Genomic DNA, 11,452 nt, shown 5'->3' on the forward strand with positions numbered 1-11,452 from the left:
GCATCCTGGACTGAACGTTCCAACCAGTAGGATCGGAGTCATGACAGCCACCGCACCGCCGCCGCACCGCGCGTCCGACGCCGACACCCGCCGCCGGATCATCCGCGCCACGGCCGCCCTGCTCCAGCAGCAGGGGTACGAGAGCACCTCGGTCAAGCGCATCGCCGGCGCCGCCCAGGCGTCACCCAGCTCCGTCTACCACTTCTTCCCCGGAGGCAAGCAGGAGCTCGCCATCGAGGCGATGCACCACGGCGCGCAGGAGTTCGGCGAGATGCTCGCCCGGGGGCTCGCCTCCGCCGCCGACCCGGCCGAGGCCACGGCCGCCTGTGCGTTGCTGCTCGCCGACGACCTCAGACGGTCCCAGTGGACCGACGGCTGCCCGGTCGCGGTCACCGCGCTGGAGACCATCGGCCGGGTTCCCGGGCTCCAGGAGGCCGCGACCCGGGCGCTCACCCAGTGGCGGGACCTCGTCACGGCCAAGCTGACGGAGAGCGGCATCGCGCCGGAGGCCGCCCGTTCCCTCGCCGGAACGGTCATCAGCATGCTGGAGGGCGCCGAACTGCTGAGCCGGGTCACCGCGGACGACACCCCCCTGCGGGACGCGGCCGTCCACCTCGCGCAACTCGTCCGGGCGGCTCCCCGGGGGTGACCTCAGCGCGGAGCGGGCCCCGACGCGTCCCGGCCGGAGGGTGGTTCGGGGCTACGGGGAGCCTGCTCGGCGCCGGGGTTGCCGTTCGGGTGCGGGTTGATCCAGGACCGGCCGCCCAGGCCGAAGCGGTGCCGGGCCCGGGTGACGGCCACATAGGTGAGACGGGCCTCAGCGTCGACGAGGTCGCTCGTCACGTCACGCGCCCCGCGCCAGCCGTAGATGGCCTGGGCGGAGCCACCGACCATCACCACCTCGCCCTCGCGCAACGCGGGAACGTGGTGGCGCTTGACGGTCCGGTCGGCGGACCGGCAGCAACGGCGAAGGCGAGTGCGTGCGCGTTCTTGCACCGCACGCTCGCGGGGAACTTGCCGGCGGCGTCGGTCGCGATCGACTGGTTGAACGCGATGTGCCGGCCGGGCCGTGCTGGCGGCGAGCATCGCCAGGCCGCCGTCTTCCCGGCCCCCGCGCCGAAAGGCTCGACGGCGGCGCTCTGCCATGGAGTGGGTGCGTGCCTGGTGCTCCTCGGAGGGTGGATGCGGAGGGTGGATGCGGCATGACAGCGCCATCGCACGGTGACACACGAGAACGTCACTCGTCCGGCGATCAGCGAACCCCTCGGGACGAACCAGGCACCTTCTGGAAGGGGTTCGGCCCGCCTGGTGGCGTGACAAAGCTCAGAGAGTCATCGCCCGGCCAGAACCCGGTCCACCCGGGCCAGCAGGCAGATCTCCGGCGCGACGGCCTCCGGGTCCGGGTCCGGGTCCGGGTCCGGGTCCGGGTCCGGGTCGATGGTGACCTGGACGCGAGCGTCAGACCGGGTTGTCGTACAGGACGACCTGCGGGAGGCCCCTTCGCCGGGCTGGCACCCCGCCGACGGCGGCGCTGCTCACCGTACGCCACCGCTCGCGTGGAAGGCGCCGTTCTCGATATCATCGGCATGAACGATGGTGTCTGCGATGTCCTTGAAGTGCATGATGGCCTTGACCGAGACCTTGTAGCTCCGCCCCACCCTCGCCACCGGGAAAGGGAACTCGCCGGACCTGATGAGGCGATGCGCGGCAGATTCAGGGATCCCCATCACCTCTGCAGCTTCCCGGAGCCCGATAAACGAGGGATAGAGGTCTGAAGCGTAGTAGTAGAGGTTCGGATTGGAGATTCGAGATCGGGAAAGCCTAGAGCTCTTCACCGCTTGACCGACCGACCCCGTACGCCGACCGGAACGGAGTTCGTCATGGAACCCCCGCACAAAGTCGGAATAACCCAGCCGCTGGAGCATCGCCCCGTATCGCTCACCTCTGACCTGTTCTGCGACATCCAGGTCACGAATGCTTTGGAAATCGATGATCGATGAAGCTCTCAACCCGGGGTCTCGGGCAGAGGATTCCGGGTGCATAAATATTTCGACATCGTCCATCGAGTACTCGGAAGTGGTGACCTTCCCGCACTGAAATGCCACCTCGAAGGCCGACTTCACCATCCGGTCCCTGACGTGACGCGGAGGTACACCCATGACGGTGTCTACCCACACACCCAGGGCGGCTGCCACCATGGCTGATCGGATTTCCTCACGATCAGCCTTGAAATCACGGGCGATTTTTGTGGACACCGAACGGAAACACGGAACGATGCAGTCGAGAATGACCAACCGCCACGTCTCGTCACCATCCAAGTCCGACAACCTACCCATGGCGATCAGAGACTCCCACAGGCGGGAACTCGGAGCCGATTTAACTCCGGCCGCGATCGCTTCGGAACGGAACTTCGAATAAGTGGGATGCCGCTTGATGTCGCAATCCTCGACATTCCCCACGTGCACGCAGACCGGCTCTCCCGCGAAAATCTTCCGGACATGCCACTCGATTTTATCGAATACATCCGGCATGACTTACACCCTCACCTCCGACGGCCAACGGCGACGAGTATGGCAGGAAAGGAGGTTCCCTCAGACCCCTCTCCCGGCGGGGTCATCCAATCGTGTGAGGAATGTTTTTATTCAGATTTCACAGAGATCCCACCAGGGCCACTCGGCACATCCCCTATCACCAGCCCCGCGGTTTCAGCGCGCTGAGACGAACCCCGATGCCCGCTTCCTCCCCACCGCCCAGGACTCGCAATGGATCCCGTTTCGCACTCGAAAACGACACCACCAAGGGGCGCAGCAGCAGTGCGAGCGGCGCATCACCGGCCGTCGGAAGGCGGAGCCCACCCACGCAGCCCACAACCGCCACCACCCGTCAACCGCCCGCCCCTCCATGGACCGGCTGCGTGAGCTGATCGAGGACGCCGAAACCGAGCACGGCCCGGTCGACCAGGCAGGCGTCGAGGCCAAGCAGGTGCTGCTGCGCGGTGGCAAGGCCGACTCGGAGGCCACCTCGTAGGCCACCGGGCCGGTGGTCGTGCGGGTGGTGGTCGGCCGTCGACCTAGGCGGTCCTGGACCTCGTCGCCCGGAAGAGTCCCGTCACCACGAGTACGGCGCCGATGCACATGAGGACCACGCCGACCTTCGTCAACTCCACGACCGGCGTGTCCACTCCGCCGGCGAACCGTTGCAGCCCCAAGCCGACGGCGAAGGTGACGCCGCCCTCCAGCAAGTTCCGTGCTGCCCGGGTCATGTGCGACCACTCTCCTTGGTTGGGTGGGAGGTGTTCGCCAGCCTAGGAAGGGAGCGTGCGCGCGTCCTCACCCCGCAGGACGAGCGGGAGTACATCGTTCGATGCACAGGCCCCGCACCCCGGGGGTCGGAATCAGGTCAGGGGGCGGACGACCACCCCGAGCACCTGGTCCACCGGACAGGGGCCGTAGTGCCGCGAGTCCGTGCTGAACACGCTGTCGCCCACCACCGCGAGCTGGCCCGCCGGCACCGGCCGTTCCTGGAACGGGTCGCCGGCGAGCGCCACCGCCCGCTTGATGTACCACTCGGTCGCCGACAGGTCCCCCGAGACCGGCGGCTTGCCCCGCCAGGCGGTGTCCGCGTCGGGGCAGGCGACCACCACGATGGCGCCCCGCCGCAGTCCGCGCGCCCCGCGCCGGATCAGCACCCGGTCCCCGTCGCGCAGGGTGGGCAGCATGCTCCCGCCGCGCACGGTCACCGCGACGTACCCGGTCCGCACCCGCCACGCGGCGACGGCGGCGACGGCGCCCGCAGCGACCGCGGCGAGGGCGAGGGCCGCGGAACGCCTCATGCGACCTTGCCGTCCCGCAACTGGACCACCCGGTCGCACCGGGCCACCACGTCCGGGTCGTGGGTGGCGATCACCACCGTCGTGCCGTGCCGTTCCCGCAGCCCCATCAGCAGGTCGAGGACCTCCTCGCTGGACCGGGAGTCCAGATTGCCCGTCGGCTCGTCCGCCAGGATCAACCGCGGCTCCCCGATCAGGGCGCGCGCCACGGCGACCCGTTGCTGCTGGCCGCCCGACAGCTTCGACGGCAGGAACTCCTCCCGCCCCTCCAGACCCACCGAGGACAGCAGTTCACGTGCCCGGGTCCGCCGGTCGAAGTCCACCCGGTACGGCAGCACCGGCGCGATCACGTTGTCCAGCGCGGTCAGCGTGGGCAGCAGGTGGAACCGTTGGAAGACGAAGCCCACGCGCCGGCGGTACGCGGCGAGTTCCGACCGCTTCAGGGCGGTGATGCGTTCCCCGGCCACGTCGATGGTCCCCGCGTCGGCCTCCTCCAGCGCCCCCAGGAGGTACAGCAGGGTCGACTTCCCCGAACCGGACGGACCGGTCAGGGCGACCGTCTCGCCCTCCTCGATCCGTAGGTCCACCTCGTCGCAGGCCCGCACCGGGGTCCCGGACCCGCCGGCGTACGTCTTGCACAGCCCGCTCACCTCGACCACGGGGTCCTTCCCCGACCCGGGGTCCTGCTCGCCCTCCGACGGGGTCGCCCCGCCGTGCGGTTCGCTCACACCGTCACCTCCTCGTCCTCGGTGTAACCGGATGCCTGAAGCGTGAACAGTCGCGCGTACTCGCCGCCCTGAGCGAGGAGTTCGGCATGACTGCCGCACTCGCTGATTCTTCCTTCCGCGAGCACCACGATGCGATCGGCCCGGCGGGCGGTGCCCAGCCGGTGGGAGATCAGCAGACTCGTCGCGCCCTCCCGGTAGGCCCGCAGCCGCTCGTGCAACTGCTGTTCCGCGGCGGGGTCGAGACCGGTCGTGGGTTCGTCCAGGATGAGGAGGTCGCGGCCCTCGCGCAGCATCGCACGGGCCAGGGCGAGGCGCTGCCACTGCCCGCCGGACAGGGCCACCCCCGCCGAGGGCTCGCCCGTCTCCTCGTCGTCCGGTTCGGGGAACGTCCGGGACAACAACGTACGGTAGCCGCGCGGCAGTTCGGTGATGAAGTCATGGGCGCCCGCGCGCCGGGCGGCGGCGGTGATGCGGTCGGGGTCGTGCAGGTGGGGCAGGTCCCCGATGCCGATGTTGTCGGTCGCCGACAGGTCGTAGTCCACCCGGTCCTGGAAGACGGCGCTGATCCGGTCCCGCAGCGCGGCCGGGTCCACCTCGCGGATGTCCGTGCCGTCCCAGCGGATGGTGCCCCGGGTCGGGTCGTACAGCCGGCACAGCAGCTTGACCAGGGTCGACTTCCCGGCGCCGTTCAGGCCGATCAGGGCCACCGACTCGCCGCGGCCGATCGTCAGGTTGACCCCGCGCAGCACCCACGGCCCGTCGTCGCGGTAGCGGAACCACACGTCGTCCCACTCGATGCGGTCGGCCAGCGGCTGCACGGGCACCGGTTCGGTCCGTACCGGCAGGTCGGCGGGGAGCCGGCCCACGTCCACGTAGTGCCGGAAGGTGAGCAACCCGTGGTACCCGCCGGTGACATGGCCGATCGTCGCGGAGAGCGCGCCCTGCACCCCGGCGGTGGCCGCGAGGTAGGCGGAGACGTCCCCGACGCCGAACCGCCCGGACAGCGCGCCCTGCACCATCCAGGCCAGGCCGCCCGCGGCGATCAGCGCGCCCAGGGCGGCCGGCGGCGACTGGAGGCCCACCTCCGTGCGTTCGTAACGCTCTTCGGCGGCGTTGATCTCCCGGGTCTCGGCGTCCATCCGGCCGAGCAGGAAGGCGCCGGCCCCGAACAGCCGCACCTCCTTCACCGCGGACAGGTCCAGCATCAACGCCTGGTAGAAGAGCTGGCGCCGGTTGCGCGGGCTGATCGTCCACGACAGCACCGCCTGGCGCCGGGTGAGCGAGATCTGCGCCAGCAGGGCCGGAACCGCCGCGGCGATCGTCACCGCCGTCAGCCAGGGGGAGACCGCGGCGAGCACCGCCACCAACCCCACGATCGCGAGGGTCTGCTGCACCAGGCCGAACAGTGCACCGGTGATCTGGTGGGGTGCGCTGATCGCCGCGTCCTGGGCCAGTCGCAAGCGGTCCAGGAACTGCGGGTCCTCGAACCGCGAGAGGCCGACGAACCCGTTCACCTTGCCGTAGAGCCGCTGCTGGGCCAGGTAGACGATGCCGCGCTGGAGCCGGGCCTGGGTGTAGTTCGCCGCGAACGGCAGGACGACCATCAGCGCGGTCACCGTGCCGATGCCCACCGCGAGCGCCGTCGGGGACGGGCCTTCGGTCTTCCCGCCGTCCGCGAGCGCGTCGAACAGCCACTTGGTCAGCAGGGTGATCGCGACCGGCAACAGCCCCTGGGTGACGGTCAGCAGGACGTGGCAGACCACGGTGACGGGCCCCGCGCGCCAGGTCAGCGCCAGGGCCGCCGCCGCGCCGGTGACCGTGCCCCGTAGCCCGCCCAGCCGGTGCACCCCGGCGTCCCGGCCGTCGCTCACGCGGGCAGCTGGTCCAGCACCGGGTGGGTGCCCGCCTCGGCGTAGGTGACGGTGCCGTCCGGGTCGACCATGACCGTGGTGGGCGCTGCCTTGATCGCGTACCCGGTGGTCAGCGGGCCCGAGGACGCCTCCAGGAGCACCCGGGCGACCCCGGCCAGGGGGGCGGCCATGGAACGGGCGGTCTCCTCGTCACCGGCGATCACCACCACCATCTGGTCGACGTCCATCCCGGTGCGCCGGGCGAACTCGGGCAGGTCCCCGGCGGCGGCGACACAGGCGGAACAGTCGGTGGACAGGAACGTCAGCGCGGCTTCCCGGCCGCGCAGGGCGTCCGAGGTGACGGTCGAGCCGTCGAGGGCGACCCCGCTGAGGACGGGCAGCGGCTCGCCCACCGGCGGCCCCGACGGCAGGTTCCCGAAGCCTTCGAGGCTGCGGTGCGGCTGCTTGCGCTCCTCCTCGTGGCGCCGCAGTCGTCGGATGACGGCGAGGATCAGCACCAGGTTGAGCGCGGTGACGGTGCCCAGGAGCAACAGTGCCAGGGACAGGTAGATCATGCCCATTTCCCTTTCGTCGCAGGTGAGTCGGAGATCCTTCGGCGTGCGCCGCGCGGTCCGCGCCGTGCGGCACGCCCGCGCGGCATGGTCAAGGAGTGGCCAGGAGGTCGGCGATGTCGTCGAAGAAGGCGGTCAGCGCGGTGATCAGCGCGGCCGTCAGCACGCAGAGCACGACCGCGGGCAGCGCCGGTGAGGTGCCCGAGGCCGCGACGCTCCCCCACAGCCCCAGGACCGCGAGGCCCAGCAGGGGCGCGTTGCGGACGACGTGGCGGGGGCCCAGCCGCGCCGTCGGCCGGCCGAAGCAGGCGCACGCCACCTCGGCACGGGTGACGGTGGCCACCACGGCGATCGCGGTGAAGCCCGCGGTCAGTGCGGTGGCGGCCACCAGCCCGAGCCGCGCCGCGGGCGCCGGTCCGAGCAGCGCCAGCCCGGTGACCGCCTCCGCCGCGATCAGGGCGAGGGCCGCGGGCCGGGCCAGCCGGCGGGCGCCGGGGCCGATCCGGCGCAGCAGCCCGTCGACCATGGCCCGGGTGTCGTCGAAGGCGCGGACCTTGGCGACGGCGGACACCAGGAGGACTCCGGCGAGGGCGAGCCGCGCCGTGAGGAGCACGTACGTCATACGCCCTCCTCCGCCAGCAGCCGGGCCGTGGAGCGGCGGCGGCCGAGCAGTACGGGGACCAGGCTGGCGAGCGCGGACAGGGCCGTGCCCGCGCCGATCACGCTCAGGGCGGGGACGACCAGGTGCGTGCCGCCTCCGGCGGGTGCCAGCCAGAGGGCGGCGGCGGTGCCGAGCAGCGTTCCGGTGAGCGAGCCGAGGAAGCCGATGAGGGCGCCTTCGAGGAGGACGAGCCGGGTGGTCGTCCGTTCGTGCCAGCCGACGGCGCGCAGCAGGGCGAACTCGGCCGCGCGGTCCTGGACGCCGAGGTACATGACGTCGCCCACGGCCACCGTGGAGAGGAGCACCATCGTGGCCACCGCGGCGAGGTCGGTGGTGCGCACCTGTACGGAGATGGTTTCGCCCAGCAGGGAGCCGGCGAGGGTGCCGCGGAAGGTGGTGGTGGCCGCGATGAGGAGGAGGGTCGCGGCTGCCGCGGTGGCCACGGCGGCGGCTCCGAGCAGGCTCCGGCCCCGGGCCCGTACCGCGCCCGCCAATGCCATGCCCGTCACCCCGGCGAACATGCGGGTCCGCCGTCCGGTGGTGGCGGCCGACCGCAGCGCGCTGACGGGGCGGGCCCGGGCGGCCGACCACGCCGGCACGGCGCCGCTGACCGCGGCGACGGCCAGGGCGACGGGCACCGCGAGCAGCGCACGGCCGGGCGGCACGTCGATGCCGAGCGCCCGCCCCGCCGCCCAGGCCGTGCCCGTGCCCAGGACCCCGGCGACGGCTCCGAGGAGCAGCAGTTCACCGAGGACGACGGTGAAGAGGTGGCGGGGGCGCCAGCCGACGGCGGTGAGCAGGCCGAGTTCCGCGCGTCGGGTCCGTACGGAGGCCGCGGCGGCGTTGGCGACGAAGAGGGTGCAGACGACGAGGACCAGGGTGAGCAGGACGAGGGACTTGGTGTCGGACGCCTCGATGATCTCGGTGGCGACGTTCTTCTTGCTCCACCATTCGGTGAGCCGGAGTTCGGGGCGCCCGTTCTCCCCGGCCGGCAGGGCGACCTGCTGGGCGACGGGGGAGGAGCCGAGGACGATGTCGACGTGGAGTCCGGTGCGTTCGCGGATCTCCTCGGCGGCCACGCGCACCCGCTCGCGGGACACCTCGTCGGCGCCGGTGACCCCGGCGACCCGGACCCGGACCGCCGAGACGGGCGCGATGTTCTGCCGGTAGGACAGGTGGTTGTGGTCGGCGAGCCACCGTACCGACTCCATCGAGATCAGGGCGGAGGGCGGCTGCTGGACGTATGCGGTGGGCGAGGAGGCGGGCCGCAGGGGCCGGTCGTCCAGCAGGGCGCGGGAGCGGGCGTCCGCTCCGGAGAGGGCGGGCTCGCCGTAGGTGCCGAGGGGGAGCCGGCTGGCCGCGTCGTACTCGGGCAGCCGCCGGGGGTCGAAGGTGCCGACGACCCGGGGCAGGGGGCTTCCCCACGGCCGGTTCTGGCCCAGTGACTTGAGCTGGCGGAACCAGGTGTCCTGGCCGTCGAGCGGCAGGACCGTCTCGTCGTGCTCGGGGCGTTCGACGGTACGGGGGCGCAGGGTGCCCCCGTCGGTGCGGTCGTAGGCGACCGGGCTGGTGGGCCGGAAGAGCAGGCCGCCCAACTCGTCCACCTTGCCGATGCGTTGCCTCGGTTTGAGCGATCCGGCCTCGTACCGCTTGCGGGTCACGGGACGGTCCTCGCCGCGGCGGGTGAGGGTGACGGAGAGTTCGAGGTCCCGGGGGGCGCGGTCGGAGCGGAGCACCTGTACGGCCGAGGCCGGGTCGTCGGCCGGTCGGGAGGTGACGGGGGTCGGGGCCTTCGGGCTCAGGTAGTCGCCCTCGGTCACTGCGGTGTCGAGGCCGAAGAGTCGGGATTCGGCCTCCGGGTCGACGCCCGCGACGAGGCGGGTGGTCGGGAAGCCGGTGTAGACGAGGGTCTGGGGTCCGAACTTGCCGTCGCCGCTGAGGGGTTCCAGGTCGGTGACGCCCGCCCAGGACAGACAGCTCACCGCCTCGACGAGTTGGGTGGTGTGCTCCTCCACCCGGACGCCGCCCTTGCACACCTCGCGGCGCTGGCCGGAGGGGAGGACCTCGAAGTACCGGTTGGTCTGCGCCGACTCGAAGTCGGCGCCGCCCGCACTGGGGCGCGTCACGGTGGGGCCGCGGCGGACTTCCAGCCGGTGCGGGGTGATGAAGACGGCCCGTCGTTCCTGTCGGACGGTCGACAGCCCGCCGTCGTACTTCCAGACGCGGTCCAGCTCGAAGGTCGCCCGGGTTCCCCGGGGGACCAGCTTCGCGAGGTCGACGAGCGTGACGCTGGTGTCCGACTCGTGTCCGAGGGCGGCGAAGGGCGCGGCGACCTCGACACCGGGGGTGCGGCGTACGGCGCTGACCTGGTCGAAGGTGATGCCGCCGTAGATGTCGGTGAGCGAGTTGGGGCGGATCAGCCCGGCGCTGCGCTCCAGTTCCTGCACCGCTTTCCCGGGCCGGACGAGGATGTCGTAGGGGCCGCGGCTCTTGGCGATGGTGCCGGTGACGGTGAGCTTGCTGGATTCGGTGGTGGCGGTCAGCACCACGAACGAGGAGACCGCCACGAGCATGCCGGTGAGGAGGGCCGCGGACCGGGCCCACTGGCGCACCGCGTGGTGCCACAGCAGACGGATCAAGGGCCCTCCTCCTCGGATCAGTTACAGCGGGTGCGCGGGCCGGTCAGCACAGGCCGCAGTACGTCCACGGGGTGCAGTAGCGGACGGGACAGGCGCTGCCGCCCCAGAAACAGCAGCGGGAGTTGTACTTGTGGTCCCGGCAGGCGCTGTTCTCCCGCACGGCGCTGGTGCACGCCCCGCTGGGGCAGTATCCGAGGCACGGTTTCGGGCCCTCGGCCGAGGCCTCGGTCTCCGGTGCCAGCTTGCCGAGCAGGGTGTCGCCGAGTCGGTTCAGGAACTTCATGGTTCGCCTCACTTCTCGTCGGTCGTCGGTGCACTGGGCGGTTCCGGTGACCCGGTCCTGTGGGTTCGGTCCCGTGGGGTTCGGCCTCTGGGGTTGCTGCACTTTCGAGCCAGGGACGGGGTGGCCACCCTGAAACGCACGTAGGAGTAGACCATTCACTCCCGGTCACCACAACGAGTTGATCAGCCAATGCGACGGGAGTTGCGGGACAAGGCGGCTGTGCAAGCACTTCCCTCCTGGGGCGGGGAGTGCAGGTGCCTGAGGTGCGGCGGGTCGGCACGGAACGGGCCCTACGCGAAAGGGCCTTCGGGCGTCCCGGTGCTCAGGAGCGGGCGAGGAGTCCGCGTTCCAGGGCGACGACGACGGCCCGGGTGCGGTCGCTGACGTCGAGCTTCGCGAAGACCCGTAGGAGGTGCGTCTTGACCGTGGCCTCGCCGATGGCCAGCCGGCGGCCGATCTCGGCGTTGGACAGGCCGTCGGCGACGGCACTGAGCACGTCCCGCTCCCGGGCGGTGAGCGCGACCGGCTCGGGGCGGCGCATCCGGGCCACCAGCCGCTCCGCGACCTTGGGCGCGAGGACCGTCTCGCCGCGCGCCGCCGAGCGGATGGCGTCGGCGAGCTGCTCGCGGGTGGTGTCCTTGAGCAGGTAGCCGACGGCGCCGGCCTCCACGGCCCGTTCGATCTCCACGTCCGTGTCGTACGTGGTGAGGATCAGCACCCGGGTGGACACCGGCAGGGCGACGATCTCGGCGGTGGCGGAGTCGGCCGCCGCGAGGTCGATCCTTCCGGTGCCCGGCTTCGCGGTGATCAGGACGTGTTCGACGGGGCGCTGTGGTAACCCGCCCTCGGCGGCGATCTCCTCGCCGCGTCCTGCCTCGCCGATGCGGAAG

Annotated in this window: 13 protein-coding genes; 2 read left to right on the top strand and 11 right to left on the bottom strand. The window is 71.6% G+C overall.

Annotation, left to right across the window (positions count from 1 at the left end):
* Positions 1-40: 40 nt before the first annotated feature.
* Positions 41-649, top strand: coding sequence for a TetR/AcrR family transcriptional regulator (locus tag ACFWIA_RS16865; RefSeq protein ID WP_387005239.1), 609 nt, complete (start codon positions 41-43; stop codon positions 647-649).
* A gap of 2 nt (positions 650-651) precedes the next feature.
* On the opposite strand, the gene ACFWIA_RS16870 is transcribed toward ACFWIA_RS16865, so the two are convergent.
* On the bottom strand, positions 652-915 hold the full coding sequence (locus ACFWIA_RS16870; RefSeq protein ID WP_387005242.1) for a hypothetical protein: 264 nt from the start codon (positions 913-915) through the stop codon (positions 652-654).
* A 620-nt stretch (positions 916-1,535) separates the two neighbouring features.
* The gene (locus ACFWIA_RS16875) at positions 1,536-2,531 is read right to left on the bottom strand and encodes a helix-turn-helix domain-containing protein (RefSeq protein ID WP_387005245.1); all 996 of its coding nucleotides are present in this window, start codon (positions 2,529-2,531) and stop codon (positions 1,536-1,538) included.
* Between the two features lie 370 nt (positions 2,532-2,901).
* On the opposite strand from ACFWIA_RS16875, the gene ACFWIA_RS16880 reads away from it, so the two are divergent.
* The gene (locus ACFWIA_RS16880; RefSeq protein ID WP_387005248.1) at positions 2,902-3,027 is read left to right on the top strand and encodes a hypothetical protein; all 126 of its coding nucleotides are present in this window, start codon (positions 2,902-2,904) and stop codon (positions 3,025-3,027) included.
* 43 nt (positions 3,028-3,070) lie between these two features.
* Here the strand turns inward: ACFWIA_RS16880 and ACFWIA_RS16885 are convergent, their stop codons facing one another.
* The 9 genes from ACFWIA_RS16885 to ACFWIA_RS16925 all read right to left on the bottom strand — a co-directional run.
* A complete protein-coding gene (locus ACFWIA_RS16885; protein WP_387005251.1) occupies positions 3,071-3,262 on the bottom strand; it encodes a DUF5708 family protein in 192 nt (63 codons plus the stop codon).
* A 132-nt stretch (positions 3,263-3,394) separates the two neighbouring features.
* Positions 3,395-3,832, bottom strand: a complete 438-nt coding sequence (locus ACFWIA_RS16890) for a S26 family signal peptidase (RefSeq protein ID WP_387005254.1) — start codon at positions 3,830-3,832, stop codon at positions 3,395-3,397.
* The gene (locus tag ACFWIA_RS16895) at positions 3,829-4,557 is read right to left on the bottom strand and encodes an ABC transporter ATP-binding protein (protein WP_387005257.1); all 729 of its coding nucleotides are present in this window, start codon (positions 4,555-4,557) and stop codon (positions 3,829-3,831) included. The genes ACFWIA_RS16890 and ACFWIA_RS16895 overlap by 4 nt, the downstream gene beginning before the upstream one ends.
* A complete protein-coding gene (locus ACFWIA_RS16900; RefSeq protein ID WP_387005260.1) occupies positions 4,554-6,428 on the bottom strand; it encodes an ABC transporter ATP-binding protein in 1,875 nt (624 codons plus the stop codon). The genes ACFWIA_RS16895 and ACFWIA_RS16900 overlap by 4 nt, the downstream gene beginning before the upstream one ends.
* The gene (locus ACFWIA_RS16905) at positions 6,425-6,982 is read right to left on the bottom strand and encodes a TlpA family protein disulfide reductase (RefSeq protein WP_387005263.1); all 558 of its coding nucleotides are present in this window, start codon (positions 6,980-6,982) and stop codon (positions 6,425-6,427) included. Before ACFWIA_RS16905 ends, ACFWIA_RS16900 begins: the two co-directional genes overlap by 4 nt.
* 88 nt (positions 6,983-7,070) lie before the next feature.
* A complete protein-coding gene (locus ACFWIA_RS16910; protein ID WP_387005265.1) occupies positions 7,071-7,601 on the bottom strand; it encodes a MauE/DoxX family redox-associated membrane protein in 531 nt (176 codons plus the stop codon).
* Positions 7,598-10,279, bottom strand: coding sequence for an ABC transporter permease (locus tag ACFWIA_RS16915; protein WP_387005268.1), 2,682 nt, complete (start codon positions 10,277-10,279; stop codon positions 7,598-7,600). The genes ACFWIA_RS16910 and ACFWIA_RS16915 overlap by 4 nt, the downstream gene beginning before the upstream one ends.
* Before the next feature lie 43 nt (positions 10,280-10,322).
* Positions 10,323-10,562 (bottom strand): hypothetical protein, encoded by a 240-nt coding sequence (locus ACFWIA_RS16920; RefSeq protein WP_387005271.1) that lies wholly within the window; start codon positions 10,560-10,562, stop codon positions 10,323-10,325.
* Between the two features lie 322 nt (positions 10,563-10,884).
* The coding region (locus tag ACFWIA_RS16925) for a LuxR C-terminal-related transcriptional regulator (protein ID WP_387005274.1) at positions 10,885-11,452 on the bottom strand (568 nt) is incomplete at its 5' end.

It is taken from the genome of Streptomyces sp. NPDC127068 (assembly GCF_042724695.1).
GTDB lineage: Bacteria > Actinomycetota > Actinomycetes > Streptomycetales > Streptomycetaceae > Streptomyces.